The organism is Amycolatopsis sp. NPDC104587, from assembly GCF_055583645.1.
The window spans coordinates 112,111-131,832 of record NZ_JBVJNO010000004.1 but is presented as its reverse complement, the minus strand read 5'-3'; the positions used below and the strand labels follow the sequence as shown (position 1 = coordinate 131,832).

At 72.1% G+C, this 19,722-nt stretch carries 17 protein-coding genes; 5 read left to right on the top strand and 12 right to left on the bottom strand.

Annotated elements, in window-relative coordinates:
• Nucleotides 1–11: 11 nt before the first annotated feature.
• Together ACZ61C_RS12440 and ACZ61C_RS12435 are read right to left on the bottom strand one after the other, a co-directional pair.
• Complete coding sequence (locus tag ACZ61C_RS12440) at nt 12–341, bottom strand: hypothetical protein (protein WP_465305894.1); 330 nt, start codon at nt 339–341, stop codon at nt 12–14.
• Between the two features lie 24 nt (nt 342–365).
• Nucleotides 366–1,079, bottom strand: a complete 714-nt coding sequence (locus tag ACZ61C_RS12435) for an SRPBCC family protein (RefSeq protein WP_465306994.1) — start codon at nt 1,077–1,079, stop codon at nt 366–368.
• Nucleotides 1,080–1,436: 357 nt separating this feature from the next.
• On the opposite strand from ACZ61C_RS12435, the gene ACZ61C_RS12430 reads away from it, so the two are divergent.
• Nucleotides 1,437–2,072, top strand: a complete 636-nt coding sequence (locus ACZ61C_RS12430; protein ID WP_465305892.1) for a TetR/AcrR family transcriptional regulator — start codon at nt 1,437–1,439, stop codon at nt 2,070–2,072.
• A gap of 451 nt (nt 2,073–2,523) precedes the next feature.
• Here ACZ61C_RS12430 and ligA read toward each other — a convergent pair whose 3' ends face one another.
• The 3 genes from ligA to ACZ61C_RS12415 all read right to left on the bottom strand — a co-directional run bounded on the left by ligA (nt 2,524) and on the right by ACZ61C_RS12415 (nt 5,531).
• On the bottom strand, nt 2,524–4,515 hold the full coding sequence (gene ligA, locus ACZ61C_RS12425) for an NAD-dependent DNA ligase LigA (protein ID WP_465305890.1): 1,992 nt from the start codon (nt 4,513–4,515) through the stop codon (nt 2,524–2,526).
• Between the two features lie 55 nt (nt 4,516–4,570).
• Complete coding sequence (locus ACZ61C_RS12420) at nt 4,571–4,963, bottom strand: hypothetical protein (protein WP_465305888.1); 393 nt, start codon at nt 4,961–4,963, stop codon at nt 4,571–4,573.
• A 79-nt stretch (nt 4,964–5,042) separates the two neighbouring features.
• Nucleotides 5,043–5,531 (bottom strand): beta-class carbonic anhydrase, encoded by a 489-nt coding sequence (locus ACZ61C_RS12415; RefSeq protein ID WP_465305886.1) that lies wholly within the window; start codon nt 5,529–5,531, stop codon nt 5,043–5,045.
• Nucleotides 5,532–5,734: 203 nt separating this feature from the next.
• On the opposite strand from ACZ61C_RS12415, the gene ACZ61C_RS12410 reads away from it, so the two are divergent.
• A complete protein-coding gene (locus ACZ61C_RS12410; protein WP_465305884.1) occupies nt 5,735–9,418 on the top strand; it encodes a CARDB domain-containing protein in 3,684 nt (1,227 codons plus the stop codon).
• Between the two features lie 43 nt (nt 9,419–9,461).
• On the opposite strand, the gene ACZ61C_RS12405 is transcribed toward ACZ61C_RS12410, so the two are convergent.
• The 5 genes from ACZ61C_RS12405 to ACZ61C_RS12385 are packed head-to-tail and all read right to left on the bottom strand — an operon-like array spanning nt 9,462 to nt 14,995.
• Nucleotides 9,462–11,288, bottom strand: a complete 1,827-nt coding sequence (locus ACZ61C_RS12405; protein WP_465305882.1) for an HtaA domain-containing protein — start codon at nt 11,286–11,288, stop codon at nt 9,462–9,464.
• The gene (locus ACZ61C_RS12400; RefSeq protein WP_465305880.1) at nt 11,285–12,109 is read right to left on the bottom strand and encodes a hypothetical protein; all 825 of its coding nucleotides are present in this window, start codon (nt 12,107–12,109) and stop codon (nt 11,285–11,287) included. Before ACZ61C_RS12400 ends, ACZ61C_RS12405 begins: the two co-directional genes overlap by 4 nt.
• Nucleotides 12,109–12,891, bottom strand: a complete 783-nt coding sequence (locus ACZ61C_RS12395; RefSeq protein ID WP_465305878.1) for a heme ABC transporter ATP-binding protein — start codon at nt 12,889–12,891, stop codon at nt 12,109–12,111. The genes ACZ61C_RS12400 and ACZ61C_RS12395 overlap by 1 nt, the downstream gene beginning before the upstream one ends.
• On the bottom strand, nt 12,888–13,922 hold the full coding sequence (locus ACZ61C_RS12390) for a FecCD family ABC transporter permease (protein WP_465305876.1): 1,035 nt from the start codon (nt 13,920–13,922) through the stop codon (nt 12,888–12,890). The genes ACZ61C_RS12395 and ACZ61C_RS12390 overlap by 4 nt, the downstream gene beginning before the upstream one ends.
• Nucleotides 13,919–14,995 (bottom strand): heme/hemin ABC transporter substrate-binding protein, encoded by a 1,077-nt coding sequence (locus tag ACZ61C_RS12385; RefSeq protein ID WP_465305874.1) that lies wholly within the window; start codon nt 14,993–14,995, stop codon nt 13,919–13,921. The genes ACZ61C_RS12390 and ACZ61C_RS12385 overlap by 4 nt, the downstream gene beginning before the upstream one ends.
• Before the next feature lie 86 nt (nt 14,996–15,081).
• Here ACZ61C_RS12385 and ACZ61C_RS12380 point away from each other — a divergent pair, with 86 nt between their 5' ends.
• The 3 genes from ACZ61C_RS12380 to ACZ61C_RS12370 all read left to right on the top strand — a co-directional run bounded on the left by ACZ61C_RS12380 (nt 15,082) and on the right by ACZ61C_RS12370 (nt 18,005).
• Nucleotides 15,082–15,594 (top strand): hypothetical protein, encoded by a 513-nt coding sequence (locus ACZ61C_RS12380; RefSeq protein ID WP_465305872.1) that lies wholly within the window; start codon nt 15,082–15,084, stop codon nt 15,592–15,594.
• Between the two features lie 95 nt (nt 15,595–15,689).
• Nucleotides 15,690–16,391 (top strand): TetR/AcrR family transcriptional regulator, encoded by a 702-nt coding sequence (locus ACZ61C_RS12375; RefSeq protein ID WP_465305870.1) that lies wholly within the window; start codon nt 15,690–15,692, stop codon nt 16,389–16,391.
• Nucleotides 16,392–18,005: an alpha/beta fold hydrolase gene (locus tag ACZ61C_RS12370; protein WP_465305868.1), complete on the top strand. Its 1,614-nt coding sequence runs from the start codon at nt 16,392–16,394 to the stop codon at nt 18,003–18,005.
• Here the strand turns inward: ACZ61C_RS12370 and ACZ61C_RS12365 are convergent.
• Together ACZ61C_RS12365 and ACZ61C_RS12360 are read right to left on the bottom strand one after the other, a co-directional pair.
• Nucleotides 17,948–18,376 (bottom strand): VOC family protein, encoded by a 429-nt coding sequence (locus tag ACZ61C_RS12365; RefSeq protein WP_465305866.1) that lies wholly within the window; start codon nt 18,374–18,376, stop codon nt 17,948–17,950. The two genes, ACZ61C_RS12370 and ACZ61C_RS12365, sit on opposite strands and share 58 nt — an antisense overlap.
• A 128-nt stretch (nt 18,377–18,504) precedes the next feature.
• Nucleotides 18,505–19,116: a hypothetical protein gene (locus tag ACZ61C_RS12360; RefSeq protein WP_465305864.1), complete on the bottom strand. Its 612-nt coding sequence runs from the start codon at nt 19,114–19,116 to the stop codon at nt 18,505–18,507.
• Nucleotides 19,117–19,722: the final 606 nt, after the last annotated feature.

Below are 19,722 nucleotides of genomic sequence, written 5' to 3'. Positions count from 1 at the left end.
CGGCTGGAGAGTCAAGAACGTCTGCGGGCCAGGTGATGCCCGATCGCGGCAGCAACGCCGGCCGCCGCGACTACGGCGGTGGCCACCGGGCTCATGGACTTCGACAGGCTCGGCGCGTTACTCGGCCCGAGCAGCCAGACCCCGAGCGGCACAAGGTAGGCGGCGGTGAGCAGGGCGGTCCACCAGCGGGCGGCGCGCAGCCGGGTGTCGCGCAGCGTGGCGACGAGAACCACGATGACGGGGATGCCGGCGAGCAGGGCGAACTGCCCGGCGACCATGAGCGGGAACGCCCAGGCCGCGACGAGGACACCCCGGGACGTGCGTGAAGTGGTGGTGGTCATGGTGATTCTCCGTTGTGTGGTGGTTCAGCAGTGGTCGGCGCGAGCTTCGACAGTGGTCTTGAGGGCGGCGAGCCAGGCGTCGAGGCCCGGGGCGAGGTACTGGAGGGCGGTGGCCGGGTCGGCGTCGATCTGCCCGCCGGTCCAGCTCTCTTCGGTGCGGACGAGCACGCCGCCGCGGACGGGGGTGAACGTCCAGACGTGGACGCCCCGGTCGATCTTGAGTCCTTCGCCGATCGCGGGGCCGGACCAGCGGATGCACTGACCCGGCTTGACCTGGTGGACGGTGGAGGTGATCACGAGGGTGGTCGCGGGGGTGGTCGGCGTCGGGGGTGCGGGGGTGGTCCAGCGGAAACGTGATCCGGGACGGAGGGGGCCGGGGTCGAGGCGCTTCATCGTTTTGACGGCGGTCTGCCAGGTGGGCCAGGAGTCGACGTTGGTGTGGAGGTTCCAGATCGTGGTGAGGGGGGCTTTGATGAAAGTTTCTGTCTGGTAGTGGATCTGGGCGGTGGGGTCGATGCCTTGGTTTCGGCAGGTCAGCGGGGTGGGCTGGGTGGGACGGCCGGGCTGGGTCGCCTGGGTCGCCTGGGTGGCCTGGCCGGGCGGGGTGGCCCGGCCGGGCGGGGTGGGCTGGCCGGGCGGGGTGGGCTGAGTCGCCTGGCCAGGCTGGGTCGCCTGGGTGGCCTGGCCAGGCAGGGTGGGCTGAGTCGCCTGCCCGGTCTGGTTTGGCTGGACTGGCACGGCGATGGCGTGCCCCGGGGTGGCGGCGAAGAGCGCGGCGAGCTGGGCCGCCGGGCTGGTCCGAGCGCCCTGTCCGCCCTGGGCAGCTTGGCCAAGCAGGGCAGCCTGGGTGGGCTGGATGAGCTGGATGGGCTGGTTTTGCGGGGTCGGCCGGGTGGTGGCCTGCGCCGGTGTTGCGGCGAAGAGCGCGGCTGCGGCGAGCGGGACGGCGAGCAAGGCGCGAGTGCTGGGCACGGTGGTTCTCCTCGGCGGCGGGCGACTCGGTTAGTCCTCATCGCGTTGGTTAGAAGCTATAACCAACGTGTGCTTAGTGTCAATAAGAAAAGTGATAGGCTCTAACTAGACGGAAGGGGTCACATGACGGACGTGGACACCCCGCGCGAGCGCTACCGGGCGCAGGTGCGCGCGGAGATCAAGCGGCACGCGTGGGAGCAGATCGCGGCCGCGGGGGTGCCCGCGCTGTCGTTGAACGCGATCGCCAAGCAGGTGGGGATGAGCGGGCCGGCGCTGTACCGGTACTTCGCGAGCCGGGACGAGTTGATCACCGCGCTCATCCGCGACGCGTACCGCAGCCTGGCGGACACCGTCCGGGCGCATCGCGCCGCGGGCGCCGATCTTGCCGGCCTGGCCCACGCCATCCGCGACTGGGCACGAAGCGACCCGCAGCGCTACTTCCTCATCTACGGCACGCCCGTGCCGGGCTACCACGCGCCGGACGACACCACGGCGATCTCGAACGAGGTCATGACGGTGCTGATCGAAGCGTGCGCCGGCCTCCCGTCGAAGGGCGGCTCACCGTTCGCGGAGCACCTCGAAGGGCACCGCGAGTGGGCGGGGGACCAGTCGGTGCTGGCCTCGACCTTGCACCGCGCACTGTCGTTCTGGACCCGGCTGCACGGGGTGCTGTCGCTGGAACTGGCCGGTCACTTCACGGGTATGGGCTTCAACCCCGACCTCCTGATCGACGCAGAGCTGGAAGCCCTGGCCACCTGACCCGGCGACCCGGGCGGCAGGCAGGAGCCTCGGCGACCGTGGGAAGCGCCGCCCCGAGCTTCACCCGGAAGATCCGAGTGGCGATCGGGCATCGCGAAGATCGTGGGGGAGCGCCGCCATACGGCGCGGCCTGCAAATCTTGGCGGCAACCGAGTGCCTCGGCGATTGCGGGGAAATGCCGCCACCGAGCCTCGCCCGCCAGATTCCAGCGGCGGTTGGATGCAGCGACGATCGCAGCAAGCTGGAACGCAGGCACCCCAAGCCAACCCCGGCAGCAGGCGGACACCCGGGCGATCGCGGGAGCGCTGCTCCGAGGATCGCGGGGAGCGCACCACGCGACCTGTCCGGCAGATCCTGGCAGCGGCCTCACGCCGCAGAGCAGGCGGTCGCCGAGATCGGTCAAGGGCAACCCGTCTGGCAATGCCTGACCAATGCGGAAAGCCGGGCGAGCCTAAACGATCCCCGCGCTGATCAACTCCTGCCAGATCTCCCCTTGATCCACCACTTCCACCCCGTGCTTCTCAGCCTTGGTCAGCTTCGCAGCCCCAACCTCAGCCCCCGTGATCAGCAAATCCGTACTAGCCGAAACCGACGAAGCAATACTCGCCCCGGCCCGCTCGCAAAGCCGCTGGAAAGTAGGCCGAGGCACCTTCTCGCCCGACCGCGGGTCACTGATCGACCCCGTCACCACCACCGTCTTCCCGGCCAATGGCGCACCCGCCGCCACCACCGGCGGTAGATCCTCGTCTCGGACGTCCAAGGAAACCCCCGCCTCCCGCAGCCGCGTGAGTTCCGGGCGCAGGCGGGTCAGGTGCTCGATCAACGAGGCCGCCACCTTCGGGCCGATGTCCTCGACCGCGACCAGCCCCTCCTCGCCCGCGTCGGCGACGTCCTCCAAGGACCCGAAGCCCGCTCGGCAAAGCCGGGCCGCCGTGCCTTCCGAGGCCATCGGGATCGCCAAGCCGATCAACGCTCTGCGGAGACCCACCGCGCGGCTCGCGTCGATCGACTCGATCATGCGCGTGGCCGAGACCTCGCCGATGCGCTCGAACTCCAGCAGGCGCTCCTTCGTCAGCGCGTAGAAGTCCGACGGCTGCTCCAGCAACCCCGCCTCGGCCAGCCGCTCGATCCACACCCCGCCGACCGCGTCGATGTCCGCCGCAGCCCGAGATGCCCAGTGGATCAGCCGGCGGACCGTCTGGGCGGGGCAGGAAACGTTGGTGCAGAACAGTTCCCGGCTGTTGCCCTGCTCGGTCAGCGGCTGTCCGCACGACGGGCATTCGGACGGCGGGACGATCTCGCGCTCCTCCCCGGTGCGCTTCGACTCGTCCAGCACACCCGCGACGAACGGGATCACGTCGCCCGCGCGGCGGACCAGCACCGTGTCGCCGATGCGGATGCCGCGGGCGCGGATCACCTCCTGGTTGGCCAGGGTCGCGCGGGTGACCGTCGTGCCGCCCACGAACACCGGCTCCAGCCAGGCGACCGGGGCGATCTTGCCTGTCTTGCCGACGTCCCAGACCACGTCGGCCAGCACGGTGGTCTTCTCCTCGGCCGCGAACTTGAACGCCAGCGCGCCCCGCGGGGAGCTCGAGCGGGTGCCGGCGGCGGCGTAGGCGTCACGGTCGGCCAGGCGCAGCACCGCGCCGTCGAGGTCGTAGTCCAGTTTGTTGCGCTGCTGCTCGATCGCCGTGATCACCTCCTGCGCCGCCTCGGCGTCGGCGCAGTGGCGCATGTCGGCGGCGGTGAACCCGAGTGTCCGAAGAGCACCGTCCAGATCGGTCTCCGCGCTGTCGGGTTCGGTGTAGAGGTCGAACGCGAAGAACTGCAGCCGCCGCCCGGCGACGGTGCGCGGGTCCTTCGCGCGCAGCGTGCCGGCCGCGGCGTTGCGCGGGTTGATCAGCGGCTTGTCCGGGTGCGCGGTGTTGTAGGCGGTGAAGGTGGTGCGCAGCATGACGGCCTCACCGCGGACCTCGACCCGGCCCGGCGCGTCGACCCGGTCCGGGATCCCGTCGGTCAGCGCTCGCACGAGCATGGTGACGTCGTCGCCCGTCGTCCCGTCGCCGCGGGTGACCGCCCGCGCCAGGCGGCCGTTTTCGTAGACGACGGCGAGCGAGAGGCCGTCCAGCTTCGGCATGACCACCACCGGCTGGCCGGGGAAGCGGTCGAAGAACGCCACGACCTGCTCGGGCTTGGTGGCCTTCTCCAGCGAGAGCATCGGGCGCGAGTGCCGGATCGGCGCGTGCAGCACCGCGGGCCCGCCCACCTGCTCCAGCGGGTTCGGGTCGGGCGCCAGCTCCGGGTTCGCCTCGACGAGCCCCCGCAGCTCGTCCTCGATGGCGTCGTACTCGGCGTCCGCCACCTCGGGCGAGCCCCGGTAGTAGGCGTCGCGCAGCACGACGATCTGGTCGGCGAGTTCCTGGATGCGGTCCCGAGCGTTCACGGACAGGACGTTACCGGGCACCACCGACAGTCCGGCGCATCTCGCGCCGGGACGGTCAGAACTCGTCCGCTTGCGTCAGCTCGTGTTCGAAGGCGTCCGCCCGGGCGACGATCGACTTCAGCGGCCGCTCGAACTCGTGCTCGATGCTGAGGTCCTCCAGCGGGAACGTGTGCTTGAGCAGCGCCACGCCGTCGACGACCGCGGCGCCGCCGACCGCAGAGCCGCCCGCGAGCTCGAGGAACTTCCGCAGGTCGATCGCGTCGGCCCAGCCGACGGGGGAGGACAGCTCGATCCACGCGCCGCCGTCGAGCTCGGGGAGGTGGTGCACCGTGACCTGCTGGGTGCGGTCCCGCGGGCCGTCGAGCCGGAACCGCAACCAGCCGTCCGATTCCTCCAGCACTTCGTAGCGCGTCCGGACGAAGTTGATCACATCGGTCCAGGTGGTCACCCGATCCGCCTTTCCCCTACGGCCTGCCTGCGCGATGAGCATCTCACGGCGGCCCGGGGTCCGGCACCCGGGTGAAGGGTCAGTTCACTTCGTTCAGCTTCCCGGTGGCGACGTCGAAGACGAAGCCGCGGACGGAGTCCTTCTTCGGGACGAACGGGCTGTTCTTGATCCGCGCGACCGACTGCCGGACGTCCTCGTCGAGATCGGCGAACGCTTCGGCGGCCCAGGCGGGCTTCACGCCGACGTCGTCCTGGATGGACTTTTTGAAGTCGTCGTCGGTGAAGGTGAGCATCCCGCAGTCGGTGTGGTGGATGAGGATGATCTCCTCGGTGCCCAGCAGCCGCTGGCTGATCGCGAGCGAGCGGATCTCGTCCTCGGTGACGACTCCGCCGGCGTTGCGGATGACGTGGGCCTCGCCCTCGTTGAGGCCGAGCACGCCGTAGACGTTGATGCGCGCGTCCATGCAGGCGAGCACGGCGACGTGCTTGGCGGGCGGCAGGGGCAGCGGCCCGGAGAAACCTTCGGCGTAGGCGGCGTTGTTGGCCAGCAGTTCGTCCGTGACGGACATGGTGGTCCTTCCGCAGGAGAAGTGGTTGCGCTGAGTGGACCCGTCGCATGCGTCTTCCCGCAACTGTGCCCAGCCCCTGGGAGGCCGTCATGAGTCGCAATTTTTCCGAATGATGTCAAGTTCTTGCACTTTGTCTCTCGGTTGTTGCATGGTGGTACGGCGCTGGCTCCCTCCCCCCGCCCTCTCAAAGAAGAGAAGACGCCATGACACGCATGCGCCTGACCCGGCTGCTCGCCGGATTCGCCGCCGTGGGGTTCTCCGCCGCCGGGCTCTCCCTCGCCTCCGCGGCCGCCGGTCCACCCCCGGACACCGTCGCCGCCGCCCCGGCCGCGCTCGCCGACGTGCCGCTGACCCGCACCGTGTCGGCGAGCAGCGCGCTGCCCGGCTACCCGGTGGCCAACACCGTCGACGGGAACCAGGACACCTACTGGGAGTCGGCGAACAACGCGTTCCCGCAGTGGATCCAGGCCGACCTCGGGTCGGCCAAGTCCCTCTCGCGGATCGTGCTGAAGCTGCCCGCGCCCTGGGAGGCCCGCACCCAGACGCTGACCGTGCGCGGCAGCACCGACGGCACCACGTTCACCGACCTCGCCGCCGCGAGCGGGTACGCCTTCGCCCCGGCCGCCAACACGGTGACGATCCCGGTGACGGCCTCGACCCGGTACGTCCGCCTGAACATCACGGCGAACACGCAGTGGCCCGCCGCGCAGCTCTCGGAGTTCGAGCTCTACGGCCCCGACACCGGTGACACGCAGCCGCCGAGCACGCCCGCGAACCTCACGCTGACCGAGCCCGGCTCCGGCCAGGTCCGGCTCGCGTGGTCGGCTTCGACGGACAACGTCGGAGTTACCGGCTACACCGTCTACCGGGACGGCACGCCCGTCACCACGGTCACCGGCACGACCTTCACCGAGACCCGGCCCGCGGGCACGCGGATCGAGTACTTCGTGCGGGCGAAGGACGCCGCCGGGCACGAGTCGGCCGACAGCAACCACGTCGTGCGGCAGGGCACCCAGGCCGGCGCCAACCTGGCCGCGGGCAAGCCGATCGAGGCATCGTCGACGGTGAACACCTTCGTCGCCGCCAACGCCAACGACAACAACACCGGCACGTACTGGGAGTCGGCCGCCGGCTACCCGAACACGCTCACCGTCAAGCTCGGCTCGAACGCCGACGTCGACTCGGTCGTCGTGAAGCTCAACCCGGACCCGGCCTGGGGCGCGCGGACGCAGAACTTCGAGGTCCTCGGCCGTGACCAGGGCGCGACGGCGTTCACCTCGCTGAAGGCCCGCGCCGACTACCGCTTCGACCCGGCCGGCAACCAGAACACCGTGACCGTCCCGGTCACCGGGCGGACCGCGGACGTGCGGCTGCAGTTCTTCGCCAACTCCGGCGCGCCCGGCGGGCAGGTCGCGGAGCTGCAGGTGTTCGGCACCCCGGCGCCCAACCCCGACCTGGTCGTCACCGGCACGACGTGGACCCCGGCGAACCCGACCGAGTCCAGCCCGGTCTCGGTGTCGGCGACCGTGCGGAACGCGGGCACCGCGAACGCGGCCGCGACGACCGTGAACGTCAGCCTCGGCGGCACGGTCGTCGGCAGCGCGGCCGTCGGCGCCCTCGCCGCGGGCGCGTCCACCACGGTGACCGTGAGCGCGGGCACCCGGCCGCAGGGCTCCTACAGCGTGTCCGCCACGGTCGACCCCGCGAACACCGTCGTCGAGCAGGACGACACCAACAACACCTTCACGTCCCCGACGCCGCTGGTCATCGCGCAGTCGCCGGGGCCGGACCTCGAGGTCACCGGCATCACGTCGAACCCGCCCAACCCGGCGGTCGGCGCGGCCGTGTCGTTCACCGTCGCCGTGCACAACCGCGGCACGAGTGACGCGGGCGCTTCGGTGACCCGGCTGACCGTCGGCAGCTCGACGCTCACCGGCTCCACGGGCACGATCGCGGCCGGCGCGACGGCGAACGTCGCGATCTCGGGCACGTGGACCGCCACCACCGGCGGGGCCACCCTCACCGCGACGGCCGACGCCACGAACACCGTCGCGGAAACCAACGAGTCCAACAACGGCCTCTCCCGGCCGATCGTGGTCGGGCGTGGCGCGGCGGTGCCGTACACCGAGTACGAGGCGGAAGCCGCGCAGTACCAGGGCGAGCTGCTGACGGCCGACCCGCTGCGCACGTTCGGGCACACGAACTTCGCGACCGAGTCCTCGGGCCGCCAGTCCGTGCGGCTGGCGAGCCAGGGCCAGTACGTCGAGGTCACGTCGACGAACCAGTCGAACTCGATCGTGGTCCGCAACTCGGTGCCCGACGCGGCCGCCGGCGGCGGGCAGGACTACACGCTCAGCCTGTACGTCAACGGGACCTTCGCGCAGAAGCTGACGCTCTCTTCGACGCACAGCTGGCTCTACGGCACCACCGACGACCCCGAAGGCCTGACCAACCGGCCCGGCGGTGACGCGCGGCGGCTGTTCGACGAGTCGCACGCCCTGCTGGCGCAGTCGTACCCGCCGGGCACGAAGTTCAAGCTGCAGCGCGACAGCGGTGACAACGCGGCTTACTACGTCGTCGACCTGGTCGACCTGGAGCAGGTCGCGCCGGCCGCGGCCAAGCCGGCGAACTGCACGTCGATCACCGAGTACGGCGCCGTGCCCAACGACGGCGTCGACGACTCCACGGCGATCCAGCGCGCGGTGACCGACGACCAGAACGGCGTCATCTCCTGCGTCTGGATCCCGGAAGGCCAGTGGCGGCAGGAGAAGAAGATCCTGACCGACGACCCGACCGTGCCCAACGGCGGCGGCCAGTACAACCAGATCGGCATCTCGAACGTGACGATCCGCGGCGCCGGCATGTGGCGCTCACAGCTGTACTCGCTGATCCAGCCGCAGGACGCGGGCACCATCAACCACCCGCACGAGGGCAACTTCGGGTTCGACATCGACAAGAACGTCCAGATCTCCGACATCGCGATCTTCGGCTCCGGCCGGATCCGCGGCGGGGACGGCAACGCGGAAGGCGGCGAGGGCCTCAACGGCCGGTTCGGCACCGGCACCAAGATCGAGAACGTCTGGATCGAGCACGCCAACGTCGGGGTCTGGGTCGGCCGCGACTACGACAACATCCCGGCGCTGTGGGGCCCGGCCGACGGCCTGGAGTTCAGCGGCATGCGGATCCGCGACACCTACGCCGACGGCATCAACTTCACGAACGGCACGCGCAACTCGCGGGTGTTCAACTCCTCGTTCCGCACCACCGGGGACGACTCGTTGGCCGTGTGGGCCAACCAGTACGTGAAGGACCCGTCGGTGGACATCGGGCACGACAACGTGTTCACCAACAACACGGTCCAGCTGCCGTGGCGTGCCAACGGGATCGCGGTCTACGGCGGGTATGGCAACCGGATCGAGAACAACCTGGTGTACGACACGATGAACTACCCGGGCATCATGCTGGCGACCGACCACAACCCGCTGCCCTTCTCCGGGCAGACGACGATCGCCAACAACGCCCTGTTCCGCTGCGGCGGTGTCTTCTGGGGCGAGCAGCAGCAGTTCGGCGCGATCACGTTCTTCGCGCAGGGCAAGGACATCCCGGGGGTGACGCTCCGGGACACCGAGATCCACGACTCGACCTACGACGGCGTCCAGTTCAAGACCGGCGGCGGGGTCGTGACCGCGGCGATCACGAACGTCAAGATCGACAAGTCGAACAACGGGGCCGGCATCCTCGCGATGAGCGGCGCCCGCGGCAGCGCGACCTTGACGAACGTGACGATCACGGGTTCGGCGAAGGGTGACGTCGTGCGCGAGCCGGGCACGCAGTTCGTCATCAACGGGGCTCCGGTGCCGGCCGTGGTCCGGCGCGGAACGCGGTAGCACCGGGTCGGGACGGCCGGTTCCCCGGCCGTCCCGACGTGGGTCACCGGCGCCGCAGGGCCTGCCTGCGGGTCAGCAGCACGAGGCCGCCGCCCGCGAGGAGCAGGGCGGCTCCCCAGTAGACGCCGATCAGCGAAACCCCGGTGTCGGCCAGCCCGGACGGGCGGAACGCGACGTCCGGGACCAGGTCGTCACCGGACCCGCCCGCCGCGCCGCCGGGGTTCGGGCCACCGGCCGGGGGAAGGGTCGCGCACTGCGCGGCGAGGGTGAGCGTGGGCTCGTCGAGGACGTCCCCGGCCTGGTAGAAGTTCGCGAACGCCTCGGCACTGGTCAGGGTGGCCTTGATCGCCGAGACCGTCAGCGTGCCGGTGCCCGGGGTCTTCACCGCCGACGCCAGGTCCAGGTTCGCCAGCGCGACACCGGGCTTGCCGACCGGCGGCGACGGGGCACCGGCGGTCGTCTTCAGGTCGACGTCGGCGTAGAGCGTCCCCTTGCCCCCGGCCACCGTGAGCTTCGGGTTCGCCAGCGTCAGGGTGAAGAAGTGCGCCGGATAACCGAACGTGATCTTGCCGCCGAAGGATGCCGTGTACTCGCTGTCGGAGGTGAGGGCGCCGGTGCCGAGCGGGAACCGGTAGGCGCCGGTCGGGATCGCTTTGCCCGTCACTTCGTCGACGTTCGTGATCTCCGCGCCGCCGTCCGCCGTGATCGTGTTCCCGGCGCCGCCGCCGACGTAGGAGCGGAAGCTCTTCTTGAAGCCCCACAACAGGTTTCCCTGTGCGATCGAGCCGGGGGAGAGGGTGCAGGCCGGCGGCGGGGTGGTCGTCGACGGCGGAGTCGTGACCGGCGGGGTGGACGTCGGCGGGGCCGGCTCACCCGGGAAGACGAGCCGGCCCGCGTCGAGATCGGTCCCGGCCGGGTAGAACCCGGCGAACGCGCCCGCGCCGGCTTCGGTCAGCTTGGCCGAAGCGAGGTCGACGACGACGTTCGCGCCGTCCTTGCGGACTTCCTTGACGGTCAGGTCGGCGAAGTCGACCGGGGCCGGTTCGCGGACCTGTTCGGGGGCGGTTTTTGTGCCGTAGAACCGGTACCCGACGCTGGCGCTCAGCTTGCCCGTGCCGTCGCCGGCCAGGGTGAGCTTCGGGTCGGCCAGGCTGAACTGCCAGATCAGGTGCGGTTCGAGGGTGAAGGTGACCCGGCCGCCGAACGCGACGCTGCCCTTCGCGCCGTCCCAGCTCGCCTGCCCGGCGGGCCAACGGTAGGGGAACGGCGCGGTGTTCGGAGCGGCTTCGTCGAGCGTGGCGCCCTGGTCCGCGGCGATCGTGCCGCCGAACCGGCTGATGTACCCGCGCCAGCTCTGCTTGAGACCCCACGCGAGCCCGGTTGCCGGGTCCCCGGGGTCCGGGACACCGATGCCGGTGAACTTCAGCGGGGTGGTGCGGTCCCACGTCAGGTCCGGGGTGTCCCAGCCGAACACGTAGACGCTGAACGGCTGGGTCTTCGCGTCGTAGGTCGTGCCCGCGGAGGTGTACTCGGCCTTGACGGTGACCGTGAGCTCCCAGCTGCCGTCGGCGTTCAGCGGGATCTGCGTGCCGACCGGGTCCTTCTTGACCAGCTTGCTGACCTGGAACCCGGTCGCCGTGCGAGCCCGGACGTCGTCCTTGGCCGGGCCGACGCGGACACCGAAGCCCTTGCCGTCGTTGGCCGCCGGGTCGAACCCGGTGCCCTTGACGGTGATCGAGGTACCCGCCGGGTCGAGCCCGGTCGCCGGGGTGACGGTCACCGCGGGCGCGGCGGCCAGCGCCGGTGGGGCGACGAGGCAGCCGAGCAGGGTCGCGGCTCCGGCCGCGGCGAGGAGTCTTCGCAGTCTCACGAGGGGTTTCCTTCCTGGTTGCGAGGGGTGCGACGGCGTCGCAGGAGGGGCGGGACGATCAGGGCGGCGGCCGTGACGACCAGCGCGCCGGCGGCGACGAGCCACCACCCGGCGCCACGGGCGGGCTCGGCGGCCGCCGAGCCCGCGGGAGTGGGTGTCGGCGTGGGTTTCGCGGAAGTGCTTGCGGCGACGGCACTCGAGGACGTCGTCGACGGCGCCGTGGTGCTCGCGGGCGGGCTCGGCGGCGGCGCGGTGGTCGCCGGGGGAGGAGCGGCCGCCTGCTTCGGCACGGCGAACGTCACCGGGGTGAACGTCTCGTTGTTCGCGTTCACGACACCGTGCGCGCCGACGGTGATCAGTCCACATCGGACCTTCAGGCAGTCGACGTCGACCACCGTGCCGTCGCGGTCGGTCGCGCGGAACTTCGAGCCGGGCACCACGAGCTGCGTGCTCCAGCTGCCGTCGGCGGCGATCACCCCGCCGTTGGCCGAGGCCGCGGTGTCGCTGCCCGGGAAGGCGACGAACCGCTGGAAGCCGCGGTTGTCCTTGGCCTCCTTGTCCGGGACGTACCGGTACGTGGCCCCGGACGCGCCGCCCTTGCTGGGCTGCCACGCGCCGTCGGCGACCCACCCGAACAGCAGGTAGATCCCGCCGTAGCCCTTCGGCACGGACTGGAACCCGCTGCCGCGCACGGTGAGCACGGTGGCGTAGCCGGGGTCGGCGGCCGCGGGGGACACGGTGACCCGGGCCGCGGCTTCGGCGGGCGGGACGAGCACGAGCGGCAACGCGGCCGCGGCCAGGACGAGGCCGGTTCGGCGCATCAGTTCTCCTCGGCGTGACGGTGGGGCAGGACGACGGGCCGGCCGGTCCGGGGGTGCGGGAACACCTCGACCGGGTGCCGGTAGACCTCGCTGAGCAGGGCTTCGGTGAGGACCTCGGCGGGTGGGCCGGTCGCGGCGACGGTGCCGCTCGCGAGCAGGACGACCCGGTCGGCGTACGCGGCGGCGAGGCCGAGGTCGTGCAGCACGACGAGCACGGCGTCCCCGGCGGCGGCGCGCGCGGCGGCCAGTGTCATGACGCGCTCGGTGTGCCCGAGGTCCAGGGCCGCGGTCGGCTCGTCGAGCAGCAGCACCCCGGCTTCCTGCGCCAGCACCCGGGAAAGCGCGGCGCGGGCCTGCTCACCGCCGGACAGGGTGGGGAACCGGCGGCTCGCGAACGCCGTCATGCCGGTGACCTCCAGCGCCCGCGCGACCGCCGCGTCGTCCCCGGCTTCGGCAGGCGTGCCCCGCCACGGCGCGCGGCCCATCGTGACGACTTCGGCCACGGTGAAGGGAAAGCTCACGGTGTTCAGCTGGGGAAGCACCGCCCGCCGCCGTGCCTGCTCGGTCAGCGACCAGCCGCCGAGGTCACCGCCGTCGAGCCGGACGCGGCCGTGCGCAGGCGCGAGATCTCCGGCGAGCAGGCCCAGCGCCGTCGACTTCCCGGCGCCGTTCGGGCCGGCCAGCACCAGTACCTCCCCGGCGTGCACGGCCAGCGAAACGCCGTCGAGCAGCCGCCGCCCGTCGACGGTGTAGGTGACGTCCACCAGCTCCGCCGCGGTCACGCCCAGCCTCCCGCGCGCCGGCGCGTCCGCAGGAGCAGCCAGAAGAAGACCGGCCCGCCCACGAGCGCGGTGAGGATGCCGATCGGCAGGTCGGCGTAGTCGAAGGCGGTGCGGGCGGCCAGGTCGGCCGCGGCGAGCAGGACCGCGCCGGCCAGCAGCGACGCCGGCACGAGCACCCGGTGGCCCGGCCCGGTGAGCATCCGCACCGCGTGCGGCACGATCAGCCCGACGAACCCGATGACCCCCGAGTACGACACGGCCGCCGACACCATCAGCGCCACCACGACGATCCCGGTGGCGCGCAGGCGCTCCACGTGCACGCCGAGGTGCCGCGCCGGGCGTTCGCCGAGCGCCAGCAGGTCCAGCTTGCGCGCCATCAGCAGCGAGACGGCCACGCCGAGCACGACCAGCGGCAGGATCGACCCGACGTACGGCCAGCGCGCCGAGGCGAGGGAACCCAGCTGCCAGAACACGATCTGCTCCCGCGCGGCCTGGTCACCGGAGAACAGCAGGAACGCGATCACCGCGCTCGCCACGGCGTTGACCGCGACCCCGGTGAGGATGAGCGTCACCACCTCGCTGCGGCCGCCGGAGCGGGACAGGAAGTACACCGTCAACGTCGTCAGCAGGCCGCCCGCGAAGCCGAAGGCCGGGGTGGTGAACGCGCCGAGGAACGTCCAGCCCGCCACGATGGACAGGCTCGCGCCGACCGCCGCGCCGGCGGAGACGCCGACCACCGCGGGCTCGGCGAGCGGGTTGCCGAACAGGCCCTGCATCAGCGCCCCGGCCACACCGAGCACCCCGCCGACCAGCAGGCCGAGCACGACCCGCGGGAAGCGGACCTGCCAGAGCGTGCCTTCGGCGAACGGGTCGGCCAGGCCCGGCCCGATGCCGATGTGGTGCAGCAGCGACGCGACGACGTCGGACACCGGGATGGCGAACTGGCCGGTGCCCGCGGAAACGCAGGCCACGACGACCAGCGCGGCGGCGAGCCCGGTGAACAGGGCCGTCACCTTGACCGGACGGGTCATCCGCCGGACCCCGGGGCGTAGAGCGCGCGGGCGAGCGCGTCGAGGACGTCGGGGGTGCGCGGCCCGAAGCTCAGGATCTGGCTGTCGGCCATGTCGACGAACCGGCGGTGCAGGCCGGCCGGGGTCTGCGCGACGCCCGGGACGGCGAGCAGCCCGTCGGGGCCGCCGACCGACTCGAGTCCCTTGGTCATCAGCAGGATCACGTCCGGGCGGGCCCGCACCAGCGCTTCCGGCGTCATCGGCCGCATCCCCTCGACCCCGGCCTCGCTCGCGACGTCGACCGCGCCGAGCGCGGTGATCAGCGAGCCGGCGCCCGAGCCGCGGCCGAACAGGTAGTACACGCCCGCCTGCCCGCGCAGGTAGAGGAACACCGCGCGCAGCTTCCGCTCCGGCTCGGCGGGCGCCAGGCGGGTGATCTCGGCCTTCTTCTCGGCGATGTCGTGGTCGAGGCGTGTCGAAAGCCGTTGCCCCGCTTCGGGAACGCCGAGCGCGGCGGCGACGTCGTGCACCAACGCGCCGACGTTGTCCATCGTCCGCTCCGGGTCGAGCACGACCACGGGGATGCCCGAGCCGCGCAGCTGCAGCACCGCGTCCCACGGCCCGAGGGTCGTGTCGGTCAGGACCACGCTCGGCCGGAGCGCGAGGATCGCTTCGGCGTTGAGCTGGTGCCCGTTGCGCGTGACGAGCGGAAGCCGTCGGGCCGCCGGGAAACCGGTGGAGACGTCGCGGCCGACGACCCGGTCGCCGAGGCCGAGTCCGAACACCGTCGCGGCGAGGGTGCCCGCCATGTCGAACGCGAGCACCCGGCTCGTGTCCGTGACGGTGACGCGGGTGCCCTGGTGGTCGGTCACGGTGACCGGCAGGTGCTGAGCCGGCGGCGGGGCGGCGATGTCGGGCTGGGCGAGTGTCGCGGTGCTCGGCCCGGTGCGGGACCTGGGGTCCGCCAACGGTTTCAGCGCGGACAGCGGTGCGGCCGGCGCCGCGGTGACCTGCTCCGCCGGGGCCGCCGCGCAGCCGGCCACGGTGGTGGCCAGCAGCAGGACGGCAACGGGCAGCAACCCCCTTGACAACATTAGGTAAGGCTAACCATATTGATCGCGAGTAGGTAAGGCTTACCTAATCTCCGTTACCTCGTTGTGATCGAAGGGAACCCCCTGTCATGTCGAAGAGATCAGTCCTGACCCGCGTCGCCGTGGTCGCCGGCGTCGCCGCTGCCCTCGGGAGCGTCGCGGTCGCGCCCGCCTTCGCGGCCGCCGGCTCGGCCACGCACAACGGCTTCACCCTCAGTGCGTCCAACGCCACCGGGCTCGCCGCCGCCGGCGAGACGATCACCGTCACCGGCAGCGGGTACAACCCGGCGAACGGCTACTACGTCGCGCTGTGCGCGGTGCCCGAGGACTACTCCTACGGCGTCAAGCCGAGCCCGTGCGCGGGCGGCGACGGCCAGGGCGGCACCGGGGTCGGCCCGTCGGCCTGGGTGACGAACCTGCCGGGCGGCACCTCCACGATCGCCGCGAACGGCACGTTCACCACGCGGATCCGGATCGCCCGGGCGAACAGCGGTCTCGACTGCGGCGACCCGGCCGTCACCTGCGCGATCGTGTCGCGCCGGGACCACCTGTCCGCGGCCGACCGCACCGCCGACGTGTTCATCCCGGTCACGTTCTCCTGATCTGCGAGCGGGGTGCGGCCCGCCCGCACCCCGCTTGACAGGCCGGTTAGGGTACCTTTAGTTTTAGGGAGTAACTAACTGGCGAGGGGAACCCAGTGGCGAGCACCGGAGGCGGCCGTCCCGCGAAGATCGCGGTGGCCGACATCGTCCGGGCCGGTCGTGAGCTGGGGCTGCGGCAGCTGAGTGTCAAGGCGGTCGCGACGCGGCTGGGGGTCACGTCGACGGCCCTGTACCGGCACGTCGAGGGCCGGTGGGGGCTGGAGCGGCTGGTCGGCGAAAGCCTCCTGGCCGAGCTTCGGCTGCGGGACGACCCGGCGCACGACACGACCCGGCACCTCGTGGCGTTCGCGCTGCAGCTGCGCGAGTTCGCGCTGGCTCACCCAGGGCTCGCCGGGTACCTGCAGCTGCTGTTCCCGCGAGGAGAGGGCGGGCAGCGCGCGCTGGCCGCCGAGGTCGCGGCGCTCGGCCGGCGCGGGTACGCGGTGGACGCGGCGATCGTGCTCAGCGGCGCGGTCGCGTCGCTGACCGTCGCGATGACCGTGTCGGAAGAAGCCAGTGCCGCGGCCGAAAACCTGGACGGCGAGGGCCTGGACCGCGAGCGGCGGGCGGTGGTCGACCGGCTGGTCTCCGACGAGCGGCTCGGGCCCGCGCACACGACGTTGCCGCAGCTCGAGCGGCCGCTGTACGTGCGGTTGCTGCTGACCGCGGCGATCCGGGGCCTGGTGGCGGTCTGCCCGCCCGGCCGCCCGGTGGCCGAGATGGTGGCGGAGCTGGCGGCCACCGGAGGGGAGCTTTAGATGGCACGGGGTGTCCAGGGCGCGATCCTGCGCGGGCTCGGGGCGCGGGACCACGAAGCGACGGTCACCGGCACCGAACAGCTCGCACCGCACTTCGTCCGGATCCGGTTCACCGCGCCGACGTTGTTCGACGACGTCGTGCCCGGGCCGGCGGCGTGGCTGCGCTTCTGGTTCCCCGACCCCGAGGGCGGTCCGGCCGAGCACCAGCGGGCGTACACGATCTCCGAAGCGGACCCGGCGGCCGGCACGTTCGCGGTCGACGTCGTGCTGCACACCCCGGCCGGGCCCGCGTCACACTGGGCCCGGTCCGCGCGGCCCGGGACGACGGTTCCGGTGACCTCGCTGGGATCCACCACGTTCGAGCCCGGCGCCCCGGCGGGGTGGCTCCTCGTCGGCGACGCCGCGTCGATGCCGGCGATCGACGCGATCCTGGGCGTGGTCCCTGCCGACGTGCCGGTGACGGTCTACCTGGAGGAACACGTCCCCGACGACCGCCTGATCCCGCTGCGGGCACATCCCCGCGCACGCGTGCACTGGGTGCCGCGGCGGGACGCGGGGTCGCTGGCCGCGGCGATCGAGCAGCGGGACTGGTCGGGCTGGCGGGCGTGGGTGGCCACCGAATCGGGGTCGTTCAAACAGGTGCGGACCCGGCTGCGGGGGAGCTTCGGACTGCCGAAGACCGACGTGCACGGGCGGGCCTACTGGTACCACGGGCGCGCGATGGGCTCGTTCCGGTCCGGAAAGGACGGTGCCGTCGCGGTCGTCGAGGGGGCGGCCGCGACGCACACCCAGGGGACCTCGGAATGGGTTCCCACCCCGGACGGCCGGCGGCTGCACACGATGGTGCTGGGCTCCGGCGCCGGGCCGACGGTCGTCTTCGAGGCCGGCGCCGCGGCGAGCCGCTCGTCGTGGGCCGCCGTGCAGCCGGCGGTCGCCCGGCACACCCGGGCGGTCGTCTACGACCGCGCGGGCCTCGGGCGCAGCGAGCCCGACCCCGTCGGCCGCACCTTGACGCGGCTGGCCGGCGACCTGACCACGGTCCTCGACCACTTCGGCCCGGGCCCGTTCGTTCTCGTCGGGCACAGCGCCGGCGGCCCGATCACCCGGCTCGCGGCCGCTGCGCGCCCGGAGCGGATCGCCGGCCTGGTGCTGGTCGACCCCACTGACGAAGCCGCGGACGTCCTTTTCGGACGGAGCTTCCGCCGCGCCGAACGGCTCGCGCTCGGCGCGGGCGCCGTGCTGGCCCGGCTGGGGCTGCTCCGGGTCGTCTTCCGCGGGCTGCTGAAAGGTGTCCCGGACGACGTCGGCCGCGACCTGCGCCGGGAGGCGTTCGGGCCGGGGGTGGTCCGGACCCAGCGGCAGCAGGCGAAGACGTACCTCGACGAGCTGGCGACGTGGCGGTCCGCGCCGCCCGAGCTGGGCGGTATCCCGGTGACCGTCATCTCGGGCGGCCGTCCCGGGGACGGCATGAGCTCGGCGATGCGCGCGGCGGCGAACGCGTCCCACGCCCGCCGGGCGGCGGGTGGCAGGCACGTGGTCGCCGCGCGCTCCGGGCACTACGTCCCGCTGACCGAACCCGAGGTGGTCGCCGCCGAGGTCGTCCGGCTGCTCTGATCGACCGACGGCGGCAGGAACCCGTGCTCCGACAGGTCGAACCAGTCGCCCTCCGGGTCGATCGCGCGGTACTCGGCGAACGGACGGTCGCCGCCGCGGAGGGCGGGGCGGGGGACACCGGCCGCGGTGAGCGTCTCCGCCAGCGGGGCCACCGCCGGCACCTCGAAGCCGAAGTGGTTGAACCCCGTCGCGACGTCGCCGGTCAGCTGCTGCTGGATGAGCGCCAGGTTGAGGTACCCGTCGGTGACGAAGTGGCTGCCGTCGGGGTCGGTGTGGAACAGCTCCATCTCGAACTGCGCGCAGTAGAGCTCGGCCATGCGCTGGGCGTCCCGGACGACGAAGGCGAGGTGGCGCAGGCGGGGGCGGGTCATGCGGGTCCCTTCGGGATCATGGTGTGGAAGGCGGCGATCTCGGCGACGTCGCCGTGGCGGACGACGGCCGCGGCGTGCGTCACCACCCCGGCGGGGTGTGTCCCACAGGGCCGGGATGCGGTGGTCGGTCACGCGCTCACCACGGCCGCCGAGGCGTGGACGCGCAGGGACAACGGCGCGCAGTCGCCGTCCCACGCGCCGAGCGAGTAGTAGAACCCGCCGTGCCGCCGTTCGAGGTGACAGACGACGTTCAGCGGCCAGCCCGCGCCGCGGAACACGTATTCGTCCATCGGGGTCGGCCGGTCGCTCAGCGGACGGTCGCGTTCGCATTCCGGGCCGAGCCGGTGCCAGTCCGGGTGCAGGTGGATCGAACCGAGCACGTCGAGGTCACGTGCGCCGGCGTCGCGGGTGATGCGGAGCAGGTCGGCGGGGTCGAACCACCAGGCGCGCACCGGGTTTTCGTACGCGGAGCCGAACCGCGGGACGATCGCGGCCGCGAACTCCGCCCGGGCACTGGGATCCGTCGTGCGGGCGTTGCGGCCGAAGGCGAGGTCGGACACGACGACGGCGTCGTCGGCGAACACGCCGAGCAGCACCGCGAAACAGGGTCTCGGTTCTTCCGGGGTGATGAACGCGTGTTCGGCGGCCGCGGCGTCGAGGAAGCGGCGCAGCACGTCGTCGGACAACAACACGGGAAGAGCCGGCTTCCCGCTCACCGGAACCGAAGCCAGAACAGTCACCCGGAAACGTAAACGCGCTCCCGGCCCGGTGGCGATGATCGTCACGGAGTCGGCCCTAGTGCATCGGGCGATACTGTGTCGACTGTTCCTGGTCCGGCCACGGTCACGGCCGAATGGCTTCGCGTCGACGGTTGCGTGCCGCGTGGCGGTCGGCCTGCCTTTGGCCGAACCAGTAACGTTCCGATCATGCGTCTGGAGATCCGGCACCTGGAGCTCGTGGTCGAAGTCGCCGCGGCCGGCAGCCTGCGGCGGGCGGCCGCAGGCTGCACCTGAGCCAGCCCGCCGTGACCACGCAGCTCAAGCGGATCGAGCAGCTCGTCGGCGGCTCGCTGTTCGTCCGCTCGGCCGAGGGCGTGCTGCCCACCCACGCCGGCTCCGAGTTCGTGCGCGACGCGCGCACCCTGCTGCGCCAGTTCGAAGTCCTGCAACGCACCGCGCGCGTGAACACCCGCGGCGAGGCGGGCGCGCCGGTCAAGGTCGGCGGGATCCCGGCGCAGCAGTTCAGCCTGCTCGTCAACACGCTCACCGCGATGGTGCCGCGGCGGGAGGTCACCAGCCGCACGATCCGCGAGACGGGCGCCCTCACCGCGTTGCTGCGCTCGGGCG